This is a genomic window from Bacillus vallismortis, assembly GCF_040784915.1.
GTDB classification, from domain to species: Bacteria; Bacillota; Bacilli; order Bacillales; family Bacillaceae; genus Bacillus; species Bacillus subtilis_G.
Genome location: NZ_CP160797.1, coordinates 3,896,275 through 3,917,932, shown reverse-complemented (window position 1 = coordinate 3,917,932; position 21,658 = coordinate 3,896,275). Strand labels below are relative to the sequence as shown.

Genomic DNA, 21,658 nt, shown 5'->3' with positions numbered 1-21,658 from the left:
AATTGTAAATTGCGAAAAAACAATGCTAAAATGAATTCAACTTTATGAAGATTATGGAAGAGGTGTTTGAGGGAGAATGAACAGTAAACAAAACAATGACATCAAAACAAAACATCATTTTCCGCTATTGTTAGCACTGGCTTTAACGATGGGGGTATTTGCGGCCGGATCTGAAGAACTTGTGATCTCACCGCTGCTGCCGGATTTAGCAAAAGCCTTCAACTCAGATGTCAGTGTCCTTGCGTTATCTATCAGTATTTACGGCGTGATGATTTTTATCGGTGCGCCGCTTCTGGTTCCTTTAGGCGATAAATATTCGAGAGAACTTAGTTTAATGGCAAGTCTTATCATTTTTATCATAGGAACAGTAATATGCGCTTTAGCCCAAAATATCTTATTCTTCTTTTTGGGCCGGGCGCTGTCGGGATTGGCTGCGGGAGCGTTTGTGCCGACCGCTTACGCAGTTGTCGGGGATCGTGTTCCTTATACATACCGGGGCAAGGTGATGGGACTGATCGTTTCAAGCTGGTCGCTGGCACTGATTTTCGGTGTGCCGCTCGGATCATTTATCGGCGGCGTCCTGCATTGGAGATGGACATTTTGGATATTCGCCTTGATGGGCGTTCTGGTTGTTTTGCTGACCCTTCTTGAAATACGCCGTCATGCCGAGCAAAAAAACAGCGGCAAGGAAGAAAAAGAAGAGCCGGCTGGAACATTCCGGGACGCGCTGAAAGTCCCGCGCGTACCCGTTTATATCACGATAACCTTTTGTAATATGATTGGTTTTTACGGTATGTATTCATTTTTAGGCTCCTATCTTCAGGACATTTTTACCGGAGGAAATACAGCTGCGGGCTTATTTATCATGATTTACGGCATTGGGTTTTCCATGAGTGTGATTACAGGAAAGATAGCCGACCGCATCGGAAAAATGCGCTCCCTGTTGATTGCGCTGGGGGTCATCAGCGTGCTGCTGGCCTGTTTAGCCTATGCGCCGGCTTCAATGATTCTGTTAATCGTCAGCCTATTTATTTGGGGGTTAATGCAAAGCTTGACGGTGACGCTGCTCAGCACCATTTTGAGTGACTGCTCAGAGCATCATCGCGGGAAAATCATGGTGTTTTACAGCCTTGCCTCGAATCTGGCTGTGACATTAGGATCTGCTTTGATGGGACCTGTATATGTGGGATACGGTTATGCAGCTGTCGGATTGATTTGCGCCGCCATCACCGTACTCGGATTTGTGCTCAGTGTATTCGCATATAAAAAGTACGGCAAACATGAGCAGAAAGCCGATCATTCCTTATGCCAATAAAGAAAGTTTCTAAATGCCTATAATAAAAAACCCTTTTTTAAGGGTTTTTCTGTTTGTACGGGAATAATTATCAGTATTTTCAAAAAATGTTGACAGTTCGATTTTCTCTGGATAAAATTTACTTAAAATTTTAAAAGATTGGTTGGTGCTCATGATAATATTGGATAATAGCATTCAGATAAAAAACAGAACTGATTCAATATCCAAATTGATTACAGTCAACACGCTCGGCCCTGAGGGGACAAGCAGTGAGTACGCAGCAAAGCATTTCATCTCCAATTTTACTCTTCTGCAGGGGCTGAACAGTAAATTGTCCTTGCATGATACATTTGAATCATGCATCGAAAGGACGCTTCAAAGCCCGCTGGAATATACCATCGTCCCACACGCTTACGACGGCATTAAGCATTTCTACATGAGGCCCGATTTGCAGCTTTTGCAAATCTTCAGGTGCGATACACCGATGTACGGCCTGGCTGTTCGTCCTGACTTTGAATTCAGCGACGATATGCTTGATTTATCTGTTATTGTTTCACATCCTTCACCCATTAATTTAATCAAATATTTTACCCGCAAAGAAGTACGTTTCAAATTGGTCAATTCGACCAGTCAAGCTGCAAGAAAAGTAAAAGAAGGCTTGTATGACATTGCTTTAACGAATGAGCTTGCACGGCAAAAGTACGGGCTTACATTTGTGAAAACATTTAAAAGCATTCCTATGAGTTGGTCATTATTCGGAAAAGGAGACGTTGATTATGAAAACTAAAGAAGATATGCAGGAGCTTTATTTCCCAACACCGAAATTAATAGAATGGGAAAACGGTGTGAGACAGTATTCAACCGTGCGCGGCGACACTGAGGTATTAATGTCTTACGTTCCGCCGCATACGAACGTTGAACCCCATCAGCATAAGGAAGTCCAAATCGGCATGGTCGTTTCAGGCGAGCTGATGATGACTGTCGGAGATGTGACGAGAAAAATGACGGCTTTGGAATCTGCCTACATCGCGCCGCCGGATGTGCCTCACGGGGCTAGAAACGACACAGACCAAGAAGTCATTGCGATTGATATCAAGCGGCTGAAAGCTGATGAAACATATACAAGTCCTGAGGACTATTTTTTGAATATTTTCAAAACAAGAGACCTATTGCCCGGCATGGAAGTCACGTTCTTTGTAGAGGACTGGGTGGAAATCATGCTGGCCAAAATCCCTGGAAACGGCGGAGAAATGCCTTTCCATAAACATCGGAATGAACAAATCGGCATCTGCATCGGCGGCGGTTACGACATGACGGTCGAAGGCTGCACGGTGGACATGAAATTCGGTACAGCCTATTTCTGTGAGCCTCGGGAAGATCACGGCGCCATCAACCGCTCAGAAAAAGAATCAAAATCCATTAACATCTTCTTCCCGCCGCGCTACAACAGGGCAAAAGCAAAAAAAATAAAGGCGGATGAGTGATTATGAACCTCACCGATAAAACCGTCCTTATAACAGGAGGCGCATCAGGCATTGGTTATGCTGCGGTTCAGGCTTTTTTGAACCAGCAGGCCAATGTGGTTGTGGCGGATATTGACGAGGCGCAGGGAGAAGCAATGGTCCGGAAAGAAAATCATGACAGGCTGCACTTTGTGCAAACGGACATCACAGACGAAGCTGCCTGTCAGCACGCTGTTCAATCGGCGGTCGATACATTTGGAGGGTTGGATGTATTGATTAATAACGCGGGAATCGAAATCGTGGCTCCCATTCACGAAATGGAGCTAAGCGATTGGAATAAGGTGCTTCAAGTCAATTTGACCGGCACGTTTTTAATGAGCAAGTACGCACTCAAGCATATGCTGGCTGCCGGCAAGGGCAACATTATTAATACATGCTCAGTCGGCGGACTCGTGGCATGGCCTGATATTCCTGCCTATAACGCCAGCAAAGGAGGCGTTTTGCAGCTGACGCGGTCAATGGCCGTTGATTATGCGAAACATCAAATTCGCGTCAACTGCGTATGCCCGGGGATTATCGACACACCGCTAAATGAAAAATCATTCCTTGAAAATAATGAAGGCACACTTGAAGAGATCAAAAAAGAAAAGGCAAAGGTAAATCCGCTGCTGAGGCTCGGGAAACCCGAAGAAATCGCAAACGTGATGCTGTTTTTAGCCTCAGATTTATCAAGCTATATGACCGGAAGCGCCCTCACCGCAGACGGAGGATACACCGCACAATAGATAAGGAGTGTTTTACATATGGAGAGAAAAACAGTATTGGTCATCGCTGATCTTGGAGGCTGCCCGCCGCACATGTTTTATAAAAGCGCTGCTGAAAAGTATAATCTGGTCAGCTTTATTCCAAGGCCTTTTGCAATTACAGCCTCTCATGCAGCACTGATTGAAAAATACTCGGTCGCGGTTATAAAAGATAAAGACTATTTTCAGAGCTTAGCTGATTTTGAGCATCCCGATTCAATTTATTGGGCGCATGAGGATCATGACAAGCCTGAAGAAGAGGTCGTCGAGCAAATCGTCAAGGTTGCCGAAATGTTTGAAGCGGATGCCATCACCACAAACAATGAATTATTCATTGCCCCGATGGCGAAAGCCTGTGAACGTCTGGGCCTAAGGGGCGCCGGAGTGCAGGCTGCCGAAAATGCCAGAGATAAAAATAAAATGAGAGACGCTTTTAATAAAGCGGGAGTGAAATCGATCAAAAACAAACGGGTCACAACTCTTGAAGATTTCCGTGCCGCACTTGAAGAGATCGGCACACCCCTTATTTTAAAGCCTACATACTTAGCGAGTTCAATCGGCGTAACGCTGATTACGGACACTGAGACGGCAGAAGCTGAATTTAACAGAGTCAATGACTACCTGAAATCGATTAACGTGCCGAAGGCGGTCACATTTGAAGCGCCGTTTATTGCTGAAGAATTTTTACAGGGTGAGTACGGAGACTGGTATCAAACAGAAGGCTACTCCGACTATATCAGCATAGAAGGCATCATGGCGGACGGTGAGTATTTCCCGATCGCCATTCATGACAAAACGCCGCAAATCGGATTTACAGAAACATCACATATTACGCCGTCCATTCTTGATGAAGAGGCGAAAAAGAAAATTGTTGAAGCCGCCAAAAAGGCAAATGAAGGGCTTGGACTGCAAAATTGCGCCACACATACAGAAATCAAGCTAATGAAAAATAGAGAACCAGGTTTAATAGAGTCGGCGGCCAGATTCGCCGGCTGGAATATGATTCCTAACATTAAAAAGGTTTTCGGTCTTGATATGGCGCAATTATTATTAGATGTTCTCTGTTTCGGAAAAGACGCCGATCTGCCGGACGGATTATTAGATCAAGAGCCTTACTATGTCGCTGACTGCCATTTATATCCTCAGCATTTCAAACAAAATGGCCAGATTCCTGAAACTGCAGAGGATTTGGTGATTGAAGCGATCGATATTCCGGACGGGCTATTGAAGGGTGATACAGAAATCGTTTCTTTTTCGGCTGCGGCACCAGGCACATCAGTTGATTTGACACTGTTTGAAGCCTTCAATTCCATTGTTGCCTTTGAACTGAGAGGCAGCAATTCACAGGATGTGGCTGATTCAATCAGACAAATTCAACTGTATGCGAAGCTGACGGCAAAGTATGTGCTGCCAGTATGAAACAGTTGAAGCCCAATTCTAAATACTTGCTTTACGGGCAGGCGCTATCGTTTATGGGAGACTATTGTGTTCTCCCGGCCCTGCTCATTTTGTCTACATATTATCATGACTATTGGGTGACGTCGGGGGTCATCGTGGTCAGAAGCATTCCGATGGTGTTCCAGCCGTTTTTGGGGGTTCTGGTCGACCGGTTAGACAGAATTAAGATCATGCTGTGGACGGATATCATCAGGGGTTTGATCTTTTTGGGGCTCATGTTTCTTCCAAAAGGCGAGTATCCGCTGATTTTTCTGGCCCTTCTGTTTATTTCTTATGGAAGCGGCGTGTTTTTTAATCCGGCCCGTCTCGCTGTCATGTCATCATTGGAATCAGATATTAAAAACATCAACACGTTATTCGCAAAAGCGACGACCATCTCCATTATCGTCGGGGCGGCTGCAGGAGGGCTTTTTCTGTTAGGCGGTTCTGTAGAGCTGGCTGTTGCCTTTAATGGTGTGACATACTTGATTTCGGCATTTTTTATCAGCCGCATCCAGCTGCAATATGTCCCGATTCAGTCGGAAAACGTAAGGGAAGCCTTTCAGTCGTTTAAAGAAGGCCTGAAAGAAATCAAAACAAACGCGTTCGTGTTAAACGCTATGTTTACGATGGTTACGATGGCGCTTTTATGGGGCATCGTCTACAGCTATTTTCCGATTGTCAGCCGCTTTCTGGGTGATGGGGAAATCGGCAACTTTATTCTCACGTTCTGCATCGGCTTCGGCGGCTTTATCGGAGCGGTGCTTGTCAGCAAGTGGGGTTTTAACAACAATAAAGGCCTGACGTACTTTACCGTACTATCCATTGTCTCGCTGGCGCTGTTTTTATTCACGCCGATTTTCGCTGTCTCTGTCATCGCCGCAATTCTCTTTTTCATCGCGATGGAATACGGGGAAGTGCTTGCAAAGGTGAAGGTTCAGGAGAACGCGGCGAACCAGATTCAGGGGCGCATTTTTTCGGTGGCGGAAGCGTCTATCGGATTATGCATTTCTGTTGGTTCAATGTTAATCAACGTCTTCAACGCTCCGGTCATTATGGGGCTGATTGTTGTTATGGTAAGCGGATTGTTTTTGCATACGAAGCTCGTCAACAAATCGTTTTTGGAACGGGATCACAAAACGGAGCAAAAAGGAGTCTATTAGATGGAAATAACACCGTCCGACGTCATCAAGACACTTCCAAGGCAAGAGTTTTCGCTCGTTTTTCAAAAGGTGAAGGAATTGGAAAAAACGGGGGCCCATATCATTAATCTCGGACAGGGAAACCCTGATCTTCCCACTCCGCCTCATATTGTGGAGGCTTTGCGGGAGGCGTCTCTGAATCCGTCGTTTCACGGATACGGCCCATTCAGAGGCTATCCTTTTTTGAAGGAAGCCATCGCTGCTTTCTATAAAAGAGAATACGGAGTCTCAATCAATCCTGAAACGGAAGTTGCGCTCTTCGGCGGCGGGAAAGCCGGCTTGTATGTGCTGACACAATGCCTGCTCAACCCGGGAGACATCGCTTTGGTCCCGAATCCAGGCTATCCTGAATACTTGTCAGGGATTACGATGGCGCGAGCTGAGCTGCACGAAATGCCGCTGTATGAAGAAAATGGCTATCTGCCCGATTTTGAAAAGATCGATCCCGCCGTGCTGGAAAAAGCGAAGCTCATGTTTTTAAACTATCCGAATAACCCGACGGGAGCCGTAGCCGATGCGGCTTTTTATGCAAAAGCGGCTGCTTTTGCGAAAGAGCACAAGATCCACTTGATCCATGATTTTGCGTACGGAGCGTTTGAATTTGATAACAAACCGGCCAGCTTTCTAGGGGCAGAAGATGCCAAAGCAGTCGGGGCGGAGCTTTATTCATTTTCAAAAACATTTAATATGGCCGGCTGGAGAATGGCGTTTGCGGTCGGGAATGAAAAGATCATTCAGGCCGTCAATGAATTTCAGGATCATGTATTTGTCGGCATGTTCGGCGGGCTGCAGCAGGCGGCAAGCGCGGCGCTTTCAGGAGATCCTGAGCAAACGGAATCCTTGAAAAGAATCTACGAGGAACGAATTGACTTTTTTACGGGGCTGTGTGAAAAGGAATTGGGCTGGAAGATGGAAAAGCCAAAAGGAACATTTTACGTATGGGCTGAGATTCCGAAAATGTTTGAGACATCTCACCAATTCTCTGATTACTTGTTGGAGCATGCCCATGTCGTTGTCACACCGGGCGAAATATTCGGAAGCAACGGAAAAAGGCATGTCAGAATATCAATGGTGTCAAAGCAGGAGGATCTGCGGGAATTTGTCATGCGGATTCAAAAGCTGAACCTGCCGTTTGCATCATTACAAGAAGTATCCCGCTAAAAAGCAGGATTTCAGCGTGTCGGCAAATCTTCGCATTCGTTGTCAGGCTTGCGCATCGGTGCTCACAATGACCGAAAGGAACGGCGGCTAAATGCTTAGGCGTCCTGCTTAAACGCCGCCGTCATCACATCCTGTGAAAGTCTGCTCCGATGCTCGTCCTTCCTAGACTTCAAAGGTTTTCAATCACGCTGAAAAGATGACAAAATCCTAAAACGAAAGTCGTTATAGGATTTTGTCAACAATCTGGTATCCCGCTAAAAAGCGGGATTTTTTATATGCTTTTCATGCTGCCTCCGTCCGCGGAAATTTGCTGTCCGGTGATATAGGAGGCTTCCTCAGATGCGAGAAACGCGGCGAGCGCTGCGGTTTCTTCTGCTGATCCGACACGTTTCATCGGAATTCCGCAAGCAATCTGTTCCTCTGCTTCCCGTTTGGATATGCTGTTTTTTTTCATTACATTTTCCACAAATTGATGGTAACGGTCTGTAGCGATAAAACCAGGATTCAGGCAGTTGACAGTAATGTTGTGAGGAGCAAGCTGGATGGAAATATTTTTACTGGCGTTAATTAGAGCGGCATTCAACATACTGTTTGTGAACATATTGGCGCCGGGTTCTTTCCACAAATTTCCGACAATGTTGATGATTCTGCCAAACTCGTTTTGCTTCATCAGTGAGGAGGCACGTTTGATCGCGTCAATATAAGCGACGGTTTTCTGTGTGAACGTGGCTGTCATATCCTCTATATGACAGTTATCAAATGTGTCAGGCGCGCCGCCTGGAATATTATTAATCAGAACATCAAGCCGACCGCATTGAGATTCGATTTTTTGGAAAATGCCGGCTCTCGTATGCTGGTCAGACATATCACCCGCCAAAACAATGACACTCGCTTCAGGATGTTTGGCCAAAATGTTTTCTTTGACAGGTTCAATATTATCCAAGTTTCGCGAATTAATGACGACGGAAAATTGCTGGTCTGCTAATTTCAGAGCGATTGCTTTTCCGATCCCTTGACTGGCTCCCATAATAAATGCGGTTCGTTTTGACAAATAACTGCACCCCTTTGAAAAAATTGGATTATTAACTACATCGTAAGAAAAAACAGAGAAAATAGCAAATTTTATTTAAATTCTGATAAGAGGGAATCAAAAAAACTCCCGCCGTCTAGGGCGGGAACAGATATTATACATATAGGAATTGAGGAAGTGTCTCAAGCGAAAGGCGATTGCCGACAAAGAATGAACCGAATTCTCCGTAGCGGGCACTGACTTCGTCAAAACGCATTTCATACACAAGCTTTTTGAATTGAAGCACATCATCACTGAATAATGTAACGCCCCACTCGTAATCGTCAAAGCCGACGGAGCCGGTGATGATTTGTTTGACTTTGCCCGCATAGCTGCGGCCGATTAAGCCGTGGCTTCTCATCAAGTTTCTGCGTTCTTCCATTGAAAGCATGTACCAGTTGTCATTGCCGGATCTTCTTTTATCCATTGGATAGAAGCATACATATTTAAATTCCGGCAGTTCAGGGTAAAGGCGCGCACGCACATGCGGATTTTCGTAAGGGTCGCCGTCGCCGCTTGCCAAGTAGTTGCTCAGCTCTACCACTGATACGTAGGAGTAAGCCGGAATAGTGAACTCAGCAAGTCTTGATTTGTTGAATTCGAGCTCAATTTCATTTAATTCTTCCATTGTAGGACGAAGAATCATCAGCATAAAATCAGCTTTTTGGCCGACGATGCTGTAAAGCGCTTGCGACCCTTTTCCTTCTTTTTGTGCCACGCCCCATTTTTCAAGCAATCCTGTGAATTCATGTATAATAGATTGGCGCTCATCACTGGACAGCAGCTTCCAGGAAGTCCAGTCCATTGTGCGGAAATCATGAAGCGCATACCAGCCGTCAAGCGTTTTGGCCGCTTCATTCGTCATTTGCTGTTCACTCATTTATCTTCACTCCTATTACCATTTCATGATTGCCTTCACTATACCATAGTTTATCCGTTTCTACTGTGGAGAAACCTTGAACATCCCTTTTGTATAAATCCATAAAAATAAGAGAAACTATAAGGGGAAAATGAGTCAGTTAAATTAGTTAGAAAAATAAGATTTTTTTGTGAAAGCGCTATAATGAAAGTTGGCTGTTTGAATTTGGTTGGAAGAAGAGTATGCTAGTAAAAGAAAGCGTTTTTGTAACTTTTTGAGGAGGTTTTATTGTGGCAGATTTATTTTCAACAGTGCAAGAAAAAGTAGCTGGAAAAGACGTTAAAATTGTATTTCCTGAAGGTTTAGACGAGCGTATTTTAGAAGCTGTCAGCAAGCTTGCAGGAAACAAGGTGCTGAATCCGATTGTGGTCGGCAATGAAAATGAAATTCAAGCAAAAGCGAAAGAACTGAATCTGGCACTGGATGGCGTTCAGATTTATGATCCACATACATATGAAGGCATGGAAGACCTTGTACAAGCATTCGTTGAACGCCGTAAAGGCAAAGCGACAGAAGAACAGGCTCGAAAAGCATTATTAGACGAGAACTACTTCGGTACAATGCTGGTGTACAAAGGGCTTGCACACGGACTTGTTAGCGGAGCGGCTCATTCAACAGCCGACACTGTCCGCCCGGCTCTTCAAATCATCAAAACAAAAGAAGGCGTGAAAAAGACTTCCGGCGTCTTCATCATGGCTCGCGGAGAAGAGCAATACGTATTCGCGGATTGCGCGATCAACATTGCGCCTGACAGCCAAGATCTTGCCGAAATTGCGATCGAAAGTGCCAATACGGCAAAAATGTTCGACATTGAGCCTCGCGTGGCAATGCTCAGCTTCTCTACAAAAGGCTCAGCTAAATCTGATGAAACAGAAAAAGTAGCGGATGCTGTGAAAATCGCCAAAGAAAAAGCGCCTGAGCTGACACTTGACGGAGAATTCCAATTTGATGCTGCATTTGTTCCATCTGTAGCTGAGAAAAAAGCGCCGGATTCCGAGATCAAAGGGGACGCTAACGTATTCGTATTCCCAAGTCTTGAAGCAGGCAACATCGGCTATAAAATCGCTCAGCGTTTGGGCAACTTTGAAGCGGTAGGGCCAATTCTGCAAGGCTTAAATATGCCTGTAAACGACCTTTCAAGAGGATGTAACGCTGAAGATGTTTACAACCTCGCATTAATTACAGCTGTACAAGCACTGTAATAAATGAAGACGATGGCAGCTCTCTTCCGGAGGGCTGCTTTTTTTGCGCCTTCGCATAGCCTTCTTTACCAAGTCAGATGATATGAGTACAATAAAGAAAACTGATCATAACTATATATTTTATTAATGACAGGGGTGGGGTTTTTGTATTACGACGTACTAAAAACGTTTATAGCGGTAGTAGAAGAAAAAAACTTCACGAAAGCGGCGGAAAAGCTGATGATCTCCCAGCCCAGCGTCAGCCTGCATATCAAAAATCTTGAGAAAGAATTTCAAACGGCCCTCCTGAACCGGTCGCCAAAACACTTTACGACAACGCCGACAGGAGACATTTTGTATCAAAGAGCAAAGCAAATGGTATTTCTCTACGAGCAAGCCAAGGCCGAAATCTATGCGCATCACCATTACGTGAAAGGCGAATTGAAAATAGCTGCCAGCTTTACGATCGGAGAGTATATTCTTCCGCCGCTTCTGGCCCAGCTGCAAAAGTTGTATCCAGAGCTGAACCTCGATGTCATGATTGGCAATACAGAGGAGGTCAGCGAACGTGTGCGGATGCTTCAGGCTGATATCGGACTGATTGAAGGACATACAAACGAGAATGAACTGGAAATTGAACCGTTCATGGAGGATGAAATGTGCATTGCCGCGCCGAATCAGCACCCGTTGGCCGGACGGAGAGATATTTCAATCAGCGATTTGCAAAACGAAGCATGGGTGACAAGAGAGAAAGGCTCCGGGACAAGAGAATATCTCGATCATGTGCTCAGCTCAAACGGACTGCGGCCGAAGTCGATGTTCACCATCAGCAGCAATCAAGGGGTAAAAGAAGCGGTGATCAGCGGCATGGGTCTGTCGGTTTTATCCAGAAGCGTGCTGCATAAGGATTTGATCCACCGTGAAATTTCCATTCTCCATATGAAGGATCTCTCATTAAAGCGCAAGTTGTCTTATATTCATTCTCCTCTCATGGAGAATACGAAAAATAAGGAAATTTTTATTACGATGCTGAAAAGCAATTATCAATCACAGCGGCTGAAATGATATAATAGTTTTCGTTCATAAGCCTAAAATGAAAGGGTTTTACATAGATGGCAAACCAACCGATTGATTTACTGATGCAGCCGACATGGAGAATCATTGACCAATCCAGTCTCGGCCCTTTATTTGATGCGAAGCAGTCCTTCGCAATAGATGATACGCTGTGCATGTCCGTCGGAAAAGGCGTGTCGCCGGCGACAGCGCGCTCATGGGTGCACCATAATACGATTGTCCTTGGAATACAGGATACGCGTCTGCCGTTTTTGCAGGATGGCATCGCTCTGCTGGAGAACGAAGGGTACCGTGTGATCGTACGCAATTCCGGCGGTCTGGCAGTCGTTTTGGACGAAGGCGTTTTAAATATCTCTCTCATATTCGAGGACGAAAAGAAAGGCATCGATATAGACAAAGGATATGAAGCGATGGTTGAGTTGATGAGACGGATGCTAAACCCATACAACGCAAATATCGAAGCCTATGAAATTGAAGGATCATATTGCCCCGGCAGCTATGACCTCAGCATAAATGGAAAAAAATTCGCCGGCATCTCTCAAAGACGCGTTCGCGGCGGAGTCGCTGTTCAGATTTATCTTTGCGCGGATAAAAGCGGCAGTCAAAGAGCCGATTTGATCAGAAGGTTCTACCAAGCGGCGCTGAAGGACAAACGAAATGATAAAAAAGGCGTTTATCCGGAGATATGTCCGGAAACGATGGCGTCCTTAAGCGAGCTTCTGCAAACAGACATCTCCGTACAAGACTTAATGTTCGCTTTACTGACGGAATTAAAAGCGTTAAGCACACACCTTTACTCAGCCGGACTGTCCGTTGATGAGGAAATGGAATTTGAGAAAAACCTCGTTCGGATGACTGAGCGGAATGCAAAGGTATTTGGGTGAATGTTCTTCGCATGCCAGCCGTATCGGCTGGCATGCATTTTTTATTTCATCTTGTTTTCAGATAAATCATTCTTACATGCAGATAACCATGAACAAAAGAAAAACGATAAAATGAGATCAGCATCCATATACAAAGGGGAGAGGGCAGATGAAAGGGAATGTTTACAGCCTGTTTGTACTGATTGCGGCTTTTTTCTGGGGAACCACGGGAACCGTTCAGGCGATGGCTCCAGAAAGCTCCACACCGCTGGCATTCGGAGCATTCCGATTATTAATAGGAGGAAGTGCCATGCTGCTTGCGGTTTGGATCAGCCGGGAGCTTCACGTGAAAAATTGGTCATGGCCGCTCGTGTTATCAGCAGCGGTTTGTATGGCGTGTTACCAGCCGCTGTTTTTTACTGCCGTTAAAGAAACGGGAATTGCTGTAGGGACTGTGATTGCGATCGGCAGTGCGCCTATCATTGCCGGAAGCCTAGAGTGGGCCATTTTGAAAAAACGCCCGCGAAACGTCTGGTGGATCGCGACCGTGCTAGCCTTATCAGGCTGCTGGCTTCTGTTTTCCGACGGTTCCAATGTTCGGATTGATGTGGCTGGTGTTCTTATGGCCCTTGGAGCGGGTGCTTCTTTTGCTGGCTATACGCTCATCAGTAAAGCGATGGTGAAAAACCAGCCTCCGCTAGCAACTTCCGCCGTTGTTTTTATGATCAGCGCCATCTTGCTGACGCCGCTTTTATGGCAGTCGGATATCTCGTGGATACTGACCCCGAGAGGACTGGGAACGAGCCTTTACATCGGGTTAATTGCAACGTGCGCCGCATACTTTTTGTTTGTGAAAGGCCTTACCGGGGTTCCGGCCTCGGCGGCGGTCACGCTGTCTTTAGCTGAACCGCTGACGGCCTCATTGCTGGGCGTGTTTGTCATAGGGGAAATGCTTTCACTCTCCTCTTGGTTCGGCATTGCCCTTATGATGCTCGGGCTTCTGGTCATCTCCGCTTCGCCTCGAAAACAAAAAACGGCCGAGGCAGTTCACATGTCTTAATAGATTCACATAAGCTTAGCCTCATTTTACAAGAATAGCGGAGCCGGCTGCAAAATGATTAAATCCTCATTTCTCAGTGGAAAAGGAGATTTTACACATGGCGAAAATCCCAAACCAGCTGCTGTTTTGGGATTTTTCCAACTTATTCTGCCATTTTTTCTAAATTGCCGTTCCGGTCCATTTTGAAGGATGGAGATGCATGTTCATCTTCTTCAAATAAAACTAGTTTTCTGGCTCTATTCATAATTTTTACTAAGGTTTCGTAATCTTCTTGGATCGTTTTTTGATCTTTTTCAAGCTTTTGAACTTCTGCCTCAAGCTGTTCCGTTTTGCTTTGCAATTCCTGATTTTCTTTCTTTAAACGTTCATTTTCCATTCTTAATGCCGATGACTGCTCGTTATTTCCTTCATAATTCTGCAGGAAGCGGATCACATCATTCATCGTCATCTCAGGCGCAGCTGCAGGCGTTTGAGGAGACAATAAGTGTGATAGACTAGCTAACTCTTCCTTAAAGCTTTCATCGACAAAAGGCATGTGTTCGCCTGACATTAAAGGCTGCTGCTCATTTTCGGCTGATGGCGCGTCTGTTTTAACCGTCTCCTCTGCATCGGTTTCTTGAATGATTTCAGGATCAACCGCGGGAGGCTGATATAATAGCCTTTTTTTCGCAGGCTGCCCGTTTCCGAGCGCTCTCATCCGCTGTTTTCGCTGTTTTTTCGCAAGCTGAAGCGCTTTTTCATATTGATGGCGGACGACCGCGTTCCATCTGAATCCGCAGGCTGCAGAGGTCCGGTTTAATTGATCTCCGACTTCTTCAAAGGCGTTCAGCTGAGTGCTGCCCTCCCTCACATGCCGAAGCACTGTTTCGGCTAAAAGCAGATCATCTTCTTTTGACCAAGCGTCTTGTCGCTGTTTTGTCATTTATCTCAACTCCCATTTTCTTTTCATGGTATTAGAATGTCCAGTTTGGAAAATATTTATACAAATTGGCTGAAAGAATAGAAGATACGAAGGTTGGAGCAGCTTGCAGGAACAGTCGAATCCTTGTAAAATGAAGTGTGATGTGATTTTTTGAAAAGCGATTTTAGGTTTATTCACATAGATGAACATAGAAATGAAGGGAAGCGTACATCATGGCTAATGAATTTCGAGTGTGTGATGATTGCCAAGCCACTAATATCAAAACATTGCTGCCGCGTTTAAAAGAAGTGGACCCGGACGCAAAGGTTGAGGTAGGGTGCCAATCTTATTGCGGGCCCGGACGCAAAAAATCATTTGCTTTTGTGAACAATCGCCCGCTGTCAGCTCCGACAGAGGATGAGCTGATTGACAAAGTACAAAAGAAAATAAAAAAGTAAAAACATATTTTTCATAGCCTCGGCCCTCAGGTCAGGCTTTTTTGCTTCACAAGATCTGTTTTTCGTGAAGATGGAACAAATCGCCGGGCAAATTCAAGGATGTTTTCAAAGAATAGAGTCGATATAATAGAAACACGGCTAAAAAAAAGAGGGAATGACGATGGCGTATCCAAATGGAAAATTATCAGAAGAAAAAGTGTTTAAAGATCCGGTGCACCGCTATGTTCATGTTCGGGACAAGCTGATATGGGATTTGATCGGAACCCGCGAATTTCAGCGTCTCCGCAGAATTAAGCAGCTCGGCACGACGTATTTGACGTTCCATGGCGCTGAGCACAGCCGGTTCAACCATTCTCTCGGTGTCTATGAAATTGTCAGGAGAATGGTTGATGACGTCTTTAAAGGCCGCCATGAATGGGATGACAGTGAGCGCGAACTCTGTTTGGCCGCGGCGCTGCTTCATGATCTCGGGCACGGACCATTCTCGCATTCATTTGAAAAAGTCTTTCACCTTGACCACGAAGATTTTACAAGAGATATCATTTTGGGAGACACAGAGGTCAATCAGGTGCTCCGAAAGGTGAGCCCGCGTTTCCCGCAGGATGTTGCTGAAGTCATTGCCAAAACATATAAAAACAAGCAAGTGGTCAGCCTGATTTCGAGTCAGATTGACGCAGACCGCATGGATTACCTGCAGCGCGACGCTTATTATACGGGCGTCAGCTACGGCCATTTTGATATGGAGCGGATTCTTCGGGTGATGCGCCCGCGCGAGGATCAGATCGTCATTAAAGAAAGCGGGATGCACGCTGTCGAAGACTATATCATGAGCCGCTACCAAATGTACTGGCAGGTGTATTTCCATCCTGTGACAAGAAGCGCAGAGGTTATTTTAACGAAGATTCTTCACAGGGCGAAGCAGCTGCACGATGAAGGCTATGTCTTCACTCACGCCCCGGTTCATTTCTATTCTATTTTTGAAGGTAAATTGACACTGGAGGATTATGTGAAGCTGGATGAATCTATTATTTTGTATTACTTCCAGGCCTGGGAGGATGAAGAAGACGCGATTTTATCCGATTTGTGCCGCAGATTCATTAACCGCCAGCTGTTCCAATACGTTGAATTCAATCCGAATGAAGAAATGTCGGCTTATTTTGAGCTGACTTCATTGTTCAAAGAGGCGGGAATCGATCCGAGCTATTATTTGGTCGTTGATTCTTCTTCCGATCTTCCATACGATTTTTACCGTCCTGGAGAGGAAGAGGAGCGTCTGCCGATCCATCTCTTGACGCAAAACGGCCAAATTAAAGAGCTGTCCAGACAGTCGGCTATTGTGGAATCCATCTCCGGAAAACGGCGGACGGACCACAAGCTGTACTATCCGAAGGACCTGATTTGTGACGGCTCTGAACACCCGGAAGCGAAAATGAAAATCCGGCAGCTGCTGGGACTGACATAGAAATTGGAAAGAAGGAAAAAGGAGATGTCGGGAATTTGTTGAAAGAACATGCAAAACTGATGAAGGTGTTCTCGGATTCTGGAGAAATCATCGGGCGGAAGAAGATGCAGAAAATGATTTATATCGCAAAAAAAATGCAGTTTCCTTTCTATGAGAAATATGATTTTCACTTTTACGGACCTTATTCAGAGGAACTGACGCTCCAGATTGAAGAGCTTTGCAACCTTGGATTTCTGCATGAGGTGAAGGAAAAAAAGGGCGGCTACTTTCAATACCGTTATTCGCTGACTGAGACAGGCTCCGCATTTTTAGACCATGCTGATCTGGATATGCCAGACATTAAGGGCTATATCGACAGTGTGAACAGCCGTTCATCGCGGTTTTTAGAGCTGGTTTCCACGATCCTTTACTTTGACGGGCTTGAGGCCGAGGAAAAGAAAGAAAAAGTCTTTACAATCAAAAGCAAGCAAAAATATACAAATGAAGAATATGACGAAGCGCTTCAATACATAGAGGAATTGAAGCAGATTTGTTAACCATACAAAGCAAAAGAAATGATCCGTTTCTTTTGCTTTTTTTATTGACAAAAGCTGCTAAGGAATCTATTGTGGATATTGGTTATCTATAATTTATCGGGAGTGAATTGGATGAAAATGAAATCAGGGATGGAGCAGGCGGTTTCTGTGCTGCTGTTACTGTCAAGGCTGCCCGTACAGTCTTCTTTAACGTCAGAGGCAATCAGCCAGCGTTTGCGCGTGTCTCCGTCTTATTTGAAGAAGTTGATGAGGACATTGGTTCAGGCCGGTTTGGCAGAATCCATACCGGGGACGAAGGGCGGTTTTACCCTTACGAAGCCTTTGACAGACATTACGCTCTATGATGTTTATCAAGCGGTTGAAGGCAGAGGTTCGATCTATCAGGGGAAAGGCTTGCTGCAATCCGTATTCGAGGGTGAAAGCAGCTGTGTGCTGGAGACAGTCATGGGGGAAATCGAGGATAAATGGGCCAATCTCATGAGAGAAGAATCCTTGCAGCAGGTTATGGACAGAGTCGGGGAATTGTACGATCTTGAAAAAATAGATGATTGGGTAAACAAGCAAATGAAAGGGCAATTGCAATGAAAAACAGCGGATCTTTACAAAAGTCAGAATCATCAACTGGCATATCTGTACTGATCGTGCTCGCTCTCGGTTTTCTCATGGCTACTCTTGATGTAACCGTTGTGAATGTGGCGATGGCTGATATGAAAAGCGCTCTTTCGATGTCACTTTCAGGTGTGACGTGGGTTGTGGACGGGTACATCCTTACTTTTGCTTCGCTTCTGCTGGCGGGCGGAGCCTTGGCTGACCGTTTCGGCTCGAAGGCGATATATATACTCGGCTTGGCCGTTTTTGTCTTGGCCTCTAGTCTATGCGCTGTATCCATTAATGGCCAGATGTTGATTGCCGGACGCCTCATACAGGGAATTGGCGCGGCTTTGTTTATGCCGAGCTCACTCAGCCTTTTGGCTGCTTCTTACCCTGATGAGCGTGTGCGGGCGAGAATGTTTGGATTGTGGGCCGCTCTTGTTTCCGCCGCTTCTGGCCTTGGGCCCTTTATCGGCGGTGTGCTGGTACAGGCGGCAGGCTGGCAGAGTATTTTTCTGATCAATGTGCCGTTAGGGGCTGTTGCGCTCATTTCAGCTTATCGAATACTCGGCCGCGTGCCGGGAAAAAGCAGCTGCGTAAATATTACAGGGCATCTGCTTGGAGTGGCGGCTCTCGGATTTCTCTCCTTTGCATTGATACAGGGGCCTTCAGCTGGCTGGCGCTCGCCTGTGATTCTTGGTGCATTCGCGGCGGCGGTTTTGGCATTTGTGCTGTTTTTGCTGCGGGAAATCTCTGCGGAAACATCGATTCTGCCGGCGTCCTTATATAAAAACAGCCGATTCTCAGCTGCTCAATTCGTCGGGTTTTTGCTGAATTTTGCTCTTTTCGGCGGCATGTTTATGCTGAGCCTTTTTTTGCAGGAGGCAAGAGGCGCAAGCTCCTTTATGGCTGGAGTTGAGCTGCTGCCGATGATGGCGGTCTTCGTGATTGGCAATCTGTTGTTTGCCCGTCTGGTGAATCGGTTTGAAGCAGGACAGCTTATGTTTGTATCAATGGCGGTCGGCTGTATCGTTGCATTGCTGTTGTTTATGCTTGTTTCTCCGGATTTTCCTTATTGGCAGCTGGCGGTTTTGATGTCTGTCATGAACCTTGGCACCGGCATTACAGTTCCTGCCATGACAACTGTGATCATGCAGGCTGCCGGACAAAAGCATGCGAATATCGCCGGCGCGGCCTTGAATGCCAACCGGCAAATCGGAGCCTTGGTCGGCGTAGCGGTATCCGGGGTGATTATTCATCTGTCCGCCACTTGGTATGCAGGCGCCGGATTTACGTTTTTGATGATGGGAGCGGCGTACAGCCTCGCCGCATTGCTTGTATGGCTGTTTCTGGCTGTCCATAACGGCACTGCCGCGTCAGAAAAAATGTAAATCACTGATTGCGTTTTGTGGGAATATATAGTAAGATATAAAAAATTATTGAAACGACAGGCACTGATAAGGACATGAGATGCTTTTTACGGTTTCCAGAGAGGGAAGAACAGCTGAGATCTTCCTAACGCAGGGAAAGCAGCTTACCGCCTTTGAGCCGTATCGGAGAAATCAAGTATCTGATACCGTCATGCTGCGTTACAGCACCTTAAAGCCGATACACCATGTGTGTTGATCGGGAATTTGGGTGGAACCACGGATGATAAACACATTCGTCCCTTTTATAGGGATGAATGTGTTTTTTTATATGAATTGAATACATGCGAAGAAAAGGACATGAATGATCGTTACGGTTTTCAGAGAGGGAAGGAAAGGTGAGAGCTTCCCAGCTTAGGGCTGTCATTTACCGCCTTGGAGCAGCATTGGGGAACGAAAGTATCCAATGCCGTCTATGCTGCGTTACAGCACCAAGCCGACAAACAAATAGCGTTTGTCGGGAATTTGGGTGGAACCACGGGTTAATCACACACTCGTCCCTTTTATAGGGATGGGTGTGTTTTTTTATGAATTGAATACATGCGAAGAAAAGGACATGAATGGTCGTTACGGTTTTCAGAGAGGGAAGGAAAGGTGAGAGCTTCCCAGCTTAGGATGATCATTTACCGCCTTGGAGCAGCATTGGGGAACGAAAGTATCCAATGCCGTCTATGCTGCGTTACAGCACCAAGCCGACAACATAGCGTTTGTCGGGAATTTGGGTGGAACCACGGGTTAATCACACACTCGTCCCTTTCAGAGGGATGGGTGTGTTTTTTTATATACAACAATAATGAAGGAGTGTTTAAAAATGAGTAAACATGTACACATTCAGCATCCAGACGGACAGATCAAGGAATATCCGAAAGGCATTACAATCAAAGAAGCGGCTGGTTCTATCAGTTCCAGTCTGCAAAAGAAGGCGGCTGCGGGTCAGGTCAACGGCAAGCTCGTTGATCTCGGCTTCAAGCTGGAGGAGGATGCTGAGCTTTCGATTGTCACACTTGATTCACAAGAAGGCTTGCAAGTGCTCCGCCACACATCAGCGCACGTGCTGGCCCAAGCGGTGAAACGGCTGTATGGCGAAGTGTCATTGGGGGTGGGGCCTGTGATAGAAGACGGCTTCTACTATGACATGAAGCTGGAGCACAGTTTGACATCGGATGACTTAGAAGCCATCGAAAAAGAAATGAAGAACATTATAAATGAAAACCTTGAAATGAAAAGAATTGAGGTTTCTTACGAAGAGGCTGAAGAACTGTTTGCCAAAAAAGGTGAGCCGTTTAAGCTGGAGATTTTGAAGGATATTCCGCGCGGAGAGGATATCACGCTGTATCAGCAGGGAGAATTCGTTGACCTGTGCCGGGGGCCGCACCTTCCTTCTACAGGGATGATCAAGGCGTTCAAACTGACAAGAGTATCGGGCGCTTATTGGCGCGGAGACAATGAAAATGAAGTCCTGCAGCGGGTGTACGGGGTTGCGTTTCACAAGAAAAAAGATTTGGATGCGCATCTGCATATGCTGGAAGAAGCGGCAAAACGTGACCACCGCAAGCTTGGCAAACAGTTAGAGCTGTTTATGTTTTCTGAAGAAGCGCCGGGGATGCCGTTTTATTTGCCGAAAGGGCAGATTGTCCGCAATGAACTGGAACGCTTCTCGCGTGAGCTGCAAACAAATGCCGGCTATGATGAGGTGCGTACGCCGTTTATGATGAATCAGCGGTTATGGGAGCAGTCAGGCCACTGGGATCATTATCGCGACAATATGTATTTTTCAGAAGTGGATGAGACAAGATTCGCAATGAAGCCGATGAATTGTCCTGGACATATGCTCATATTTAAAAACAACCTGTATTCGTATCGTGATCTGCCGATTCGTATGGCGGAGTTCGGCCAGGTCCATCGCCATGAATACAGCGGCGCTTTAAATGGAATGCTTCGCGTCCGGACGTTCTGTCAGGATGACGCGCATATCTTCGTTCGGGAGGATCAGATTGAGAGCGAGATCAAAGAAGCGATTGGGCTGATTGACGAGGTATATCGTACATTTGGTTTTGAGTATTCGGTTGAGCTTTCGACTCGCCCGGAGGATTCATTGGGCGATGATAGCCTTTGGGAAGCATCGGAACGCGCCTTAGCACATGTCCTTGAGGAACTCGGCCTGCCTTATGAGGTGAATGAAGGCGATGGGGCGTTTTATGGACCGAAAATTGATTTTCACATAAAAGATGCCCTGAAACGAAGCCACCAATGTGCGACAATTCAGCTTGATTTTCAAATGCCGGAAAAATTCGATTTAACATATATCAATGAACACAATGAAAAGGTTCGTCCTGTTGTCATACACAGAGCGGTATTCGGCTCGATCGACCGTTTCTTTGGTATTTTGATCGAGCATTTCGGCGGGGCGTTCCCAGTCTGGCTCGCACCGATTCAGGTTCAAATCATACCGGTTTCACACGTTCACTTGGACTATTGCAGAAAGGTGCAGGCAGAGCTGAAACAGGTGGGGATAAGAGTCGGCATTGATGAGCGCAATGAGAAGCTTGGATACAAAATCAGAGAGTCGCAGGTACAGAAAATCCCATACGTGCTTGTGCTAGGAGATCATGAAGAGCAGCAGGATGCGGTAAACGTCCGCCAATTCGGGCATCAAGAGAATAAACACGTTCCTTTTCAAACTTTTAAAGATAAACTTGTCAAACAGGTGAAAAATCGAGGCATGTAGGAGAAAAGCTGCGGATTCTCATTTTGCTT

The 21,658-nt window shown here is 45.9% G+C and carries 21 protein-coding genes and 2 other annotated features; of the genes, 18 read left to right on the top strand and 3 right to left on the bottom strand.

All coding sequences use genetic code 11. The features are described from left to right. The first annotated feature begins 76 nt into the window (after positions 1-76). The 7 genes from ABZM97_RS19595 to bacF all read left to right on the top strand — a co-directional run bounded on the left by ABZM97_RS19595 (position 77) and on the right by bacF (position 7,360). On the top strand, positions 77-1,315 hold the full coding sequence (locus ABZM97_RS19595) for an MFS transporter (RefSeq protein WP_087992771.1): 1,239 nt from the start codon (positions 77-79) through the stop codon (positions 1,313-1,315). Positions 1,316-1,466: 151 nt separating this feature from the next. Continuing rightward, positions 1,467-2,081 (top strand): prephenate decarboxylase, encoded by a 615-nt coding sequence (gene bacA, locus ABZM97_RS19590; RefSeq protein ID WP_087992770.1) that lies wholly within the window; start codon positions 1,467-1,469, stop codon positions 2,079-2,081. Next, entirely contained in the window at positions 2,071-2,778 is a 708-nt protein-coding gene (gene bacB / locus ABZM97_RS19585) for a 3-((4R)-4-hydroxycyclohexa-1,5-dien-1-yl)-2-oxopropanoate isomerase (RefSeq protein WP_087992769.1), read from the top strand. Before bacA ends, bacB begins: the two co-directional genes overlap by 11 nt. Before the next feature lie 2 nt (positions 2,779-2,780). Continuing rightward, the gene (gene bacC / locus ABZM97_RS19580) at positions 2,781-3,542 is read left to right on the top strand and encodes a dihydroanticapsin 7-dehydrogenase (protein ID WP_141113420.1); all 762 of its coding nucleotides are present in this window, start codon (positions 2,781-2,783) and stop codon (positions 3,540-3,542) included. A gap of 18 nt (positions 3,543-3,560) precedes the next feature. Next, complete coding sequence (gene bacD, locus ABZM97_RS19575) at positions 3,561-4,979, top strand: alanine--anticapsin ligase (protein WP_087992767.1); 1,419 nt, start codon at positions 3,561-3,563, stop codon at positions 4,977-4,979. Further along, positions 4,976-6,160: a bacilysin exporter BacE gene (bacE, locus tag ABZM97_RS19570; RefSeq protein WP_087992766.1), complete on the top strand. Its 1,185-nt coding sequence runs from the start codon at positions 4,976-4,978 to the stop codon at positions 6,158-6,160. The genes bacD and bacE overlap by 4 nt, the downstream gene beginning before the upstream one ends. After that, positions 6,161-7,360: a transaminase BacF gene (bacF, locus tag ABZM97_RS19565; protein ID WP_087992765.1), complete on the top strand. Its 1,200-nt coding sequence runs from the start codon at positions 6,161-6,163 to the stop codon at positions 7,358-7,360. Between the two features lie 271 nt (positions 7,361-7,631). On the opposite strand, the gene bacG is transcribed toward bacF, so the two are convergent. Together bacG and hemQ are read right to left on the bottom strand one after the other, a co-directional pair. Continuing rightward, on the bottom strand, positions 7,632-8,411 hold the full coding sequence (gene bacG, locus ABZM97_RS19560; RefSeq protein ID WP_087992764.1) for an NADPH-dependent reductase BacG: 780 nt from the start codon (positions 8,409-8,411) through the stop codon (positions 7,632-7,634). A 133-nt stretch (positions 8,412-8,544) separates the two neighbouring features. Further along, entirely contained in the window at positions 8,545-9,309 is a 765-nt protein-coding gene (hemQ, locus tag ABZM97_RS19555; RefSeq protein ID WP_141113419.1) for a hydrogen peroxide-dependent heme synthase, read from the bottom strand. Positions 9,310-9,578: 269 nt separating this feature from the next. On the opposite strand from hemQ, the gene pta reads away from it, so the two are divergent. The 4 genes from pta to ABZM97_RS19535 all read left to right on the top strand — a co-directional run bounded on the left by pta (position 9,579) and on the right by ABZM97_RS19535 (position 13,526). Further along, positions 9,579-10,550 carry a phosphate acetyltransferase gene (pta, locus tag ABZM97_RS19550; RefSeq protein ID WP_087992763.1) on the top strand — a complete coding sequence of 324 codons (972 nt, stop codon included), beginning with the start codon at positions 9,579-9,581 and terminating at the stop codon, positions 10,548-10,550. A 144-nt stretch (positions 10,551-10,694) separates the two neighbouring features. After that, positions 10,695-11,594 carry a cysJI operon transcriptional regulator CysL gene (gene cysL, locus ABZM97_RS19545; RefSeq protein WP_087992762.1) on the top strand — a complete coding sequence of 300 codons (900 nt, stop codon included), beginning with the start codon at positions 10,695-10,697 and terminating at the stop codon, positions 11,592-11,594. Positions 11,595-11,641: 47 nt separating this feature from the next. Continuing rightward, a complete protein-coding gene (ywfL, locus tag ABZM97_RS19540) occupies positions 11,642-12,487 on the top strand; it encodes an octanoyl-[GcvH]:protein N-octanoyltransferase (protein WP_087992761.1) in 846 nt (281 codons plus the stop codon). Between the two features lie 148 nt (positions 12,488-12,635). Beyond that, positions 12,636-13,526 carry a carboxylate/amino acid/amine transporter gene (locus ABZM97_RS19535; protein ID WP_367387072.1) on the top strand — a complete coding sequence of 297 codons (891 nt, stop codon included), beginning with the start codon at positions 12,636-12,638 and terminating at the stop codon, positions 13,524-13,526. Between the two features lie 142 nt (positions 13,527-13,668). On the opposite strand, the gene rsfA is transcribed toward ABZM97_RS19535, so the two are convergent. Next, positions 13,669-14,448 (bottom strand): prespore-specific transcription regulator RsfA, encoded by a 780-nt coding sequence (gene rsfA, locus ABZM97_RS19530; RefSeq protein ID WP_333561623.1) that lies wholly within the window; start codon positions 14,446-14,448, stop codon positions 13,669-13,671. A gap of 212 nt (positions 14,449-14,660) precedes the next feature. Here rsfA and ABZM97_RS19525 point away from each other — a divergent pair, with 212 nt between their 5' ends. The 7 genes from ABZM97_RS19525 to thrS all read left to right on the top strand — a co-directional run bounded on the left by ABZM97_RS19525 (position 14,661) and on the right by thrS (position 21,629). Next, positions 14,661-14,885, top strand: coding sequence for a DUF1450 domain-containing protein (locus ABZM97_RS19525; protein ID WP_087992758.1), 225 nt, complete (start codon positions 14,661-14,663; stop codon positions 14,883-14,885). 160 nt (positions 14,886-15,045) lie between these two features. After that, positions 15,046-16,347 carry an HD domain-containing protein gene (locus tag ABZM97_RS19520; protein ID WP_148963435.1) on the top strand — a complete coding sequence of 434 codons (1,302 nt, stop codon included), beginning with the start codon at positions 15,046-15,048 and terminating at the stop codon, positions 16,345-16,347. Between the two features lie 35 nt (positions 16,348-16,382). Further along, a complete protein-coding gene (locus tag ABZM97_RS19515; protein ID WP_087992757.1) occupies positions 16,383-16,883 on the top strand; it encodes a YwgA family protein in 501 nt (166 codons plus the stop codon). A 111-nt stretch (positions 16,884-16,994) separates the two neighbouring features. Then, the gene (locus ABZM97_RS19510) at positions 16,995-17,468 is read left to right on the top strand and encodes an Rrf2 family transcriptional regulator (protein WP_087992756.1); all 474 of its coding nucleotides are present in this window, start codon (positions 16,995-16,997) and stop codon (positions 17,466-17,468) included. Continuing rightward, complete coding sequence (locus ABZM97_RS19505) at positions 17,465-18,865, top strand: MFS transporter (RefSeq protein ID WP_253268650.1); 1,401 nt, start codon at positions 17,465-17,467, stop codon at positions 18,863-18,865. The genes ABZM97_RS19510 and ABZM97_RS19505 overlap by 4 nt, the downstream gene beginning before the upstream one ends. A 79-nt stretch (positions 18,866-18,944) precedes the next feature. After that, positions 18,945-19,100, top strand: coding sequence for a hypothetical protein (locus tag ABZM97_RS19500; protein WP_141113418.1), 156 nt, complete (start codon positions 18,945-18,947; stop codon positions 19,098-19,100). A gap of 81 nt (positions 19,101-19,181) precedes the next feature. After that, positions 19,182-19,406 (top strand) — a binding site (T-box leader). A 31-nt stretch (positions 19,407-19,437) separates the two neighbouring features. Next, positions 19,438-19,659, top strand: a binding site (T-box leader). Between the two features lie 53 nt (positions 19,660-19,712). Next, positions 19,713-21,629, top strand: a complete 1,917-nt coding sequence (gene thrS, locus ABZM97_RS19495; RefSeq protein ID WP_087992754.1) for a threonine--tRNA ligase — start codon at positions 19,713-19,715, stop codon at positions 21,627-21,629. The last annotated feature ends 29 nt before the right edge of the window (positions 21,630-21,658 follow it).

Coding starts and splice junctions, on each gene's coding strand:
- bacC (WP_141113420.1), top strand. CDS start 2,781: ATGAACCTCACCGATAAAACCGTCCTTATAACAGGAGGCGCATCAGGC.
- thrS (WP_087992754.1), top strand. CDS start 19,713: ATGAGTAAACATGTACACATTCAGCATCCAGACGGACAGATCAAGGAA.
- ABZM97_RS19520 (WP_148963435.1), top strand. CDS start 15,046: ATGGCGTATCCAAATGGAAAATTATCAGAAGAAAAAGTGTTTAAAGAT.
- ABZM97_RS19510 (WP_087992756.1), top strand. CDS start 16,995: ATGAAAATGAAATCAGGGATGGAGCAGGCGGTTTCTGTGCTGCTGTTA.
- bacA (WP_087992770.1), top strand. CDS start 1,467: ATGATAATATTGGATAATAGCATTCAGATAAAAAACAGAACTGATTCA.
- bacE (WP_087992766.1), top strand. CDS start 4,976: ATGAAACAGTTGAAGCCCAATTCTAAATACTTGCTTTACGGGCAGGCG.
- ABZM97_RS19500 (WP_141113418.1), top strand. CDS start 18,945: ATGCTTTTTACGGTTTCCAGAGAGGGAAGAACAGCTGAGATCTTCCTA.
- bacD (WP_087992767.1), top strand. CDS start 3,561: ATGGAGAGAAAAACAGTATTGGTCATCGCTGATCTTGGAGGCTGCCCG.
- rsfA (WP_333561623.1), bottom strand. CDS start 14,448: ATGACAAAACAGCGACAAGACGCTTGGTCAAAAGAAGATGATCTGCTT.
- hemQ (WP_141113419.1), bottom strand. CDS start 9,309: ATGAGTGAACAGCAAATGACGAATGAAGCGGCCAAAACGCTTGACGGC.
- bacB (WP_087992769.1), top strand. CDS start 2,071: ATGAAAACTAAAGAAGATATGCAGGAGCTTTATTTCCCAACACCGAAA.
- ABZM97_RS19525 (WP_087992758.1), top strand. CDS start 14,661: ATGGCTAATGAATTTCGAGTGTGTGATGATTGCCAAGCCACTAATATC.
- bacF (WP_087992765.1), top strand. CDS start 6,161: ATGGAAATAACACCGTCCGACGTCATCAAGACACTTCCAAGGCAAGAG.
- ABZM97_RS19505 (WP_253268650.1), top strand. CDS start 17,465: ATGAAAAACAGCGGATCTTTACAAAAGTCAGAATCATCAACTGGCATA.
- ABZM97_RS19595 (WP_087992771.1), top strand. CDS start 77: ATGAACAGTAAACAAAACAATGACATCAAAACAAAACATCATTTTCCG.
- ywfL (WP_087992761.1), top strand. CDS start 11,642: ATGGCAAACCAACCGATTGATTTACTGATGCAGCCGACATGGAGAATC.
- ABZM97_RS19535 (WP_367387072.1), top strand. CDS start 12,636: ATGAAAGGGAATGTTTACAGCCTGTTTGTACTGATTGCGGCTTTTTTC.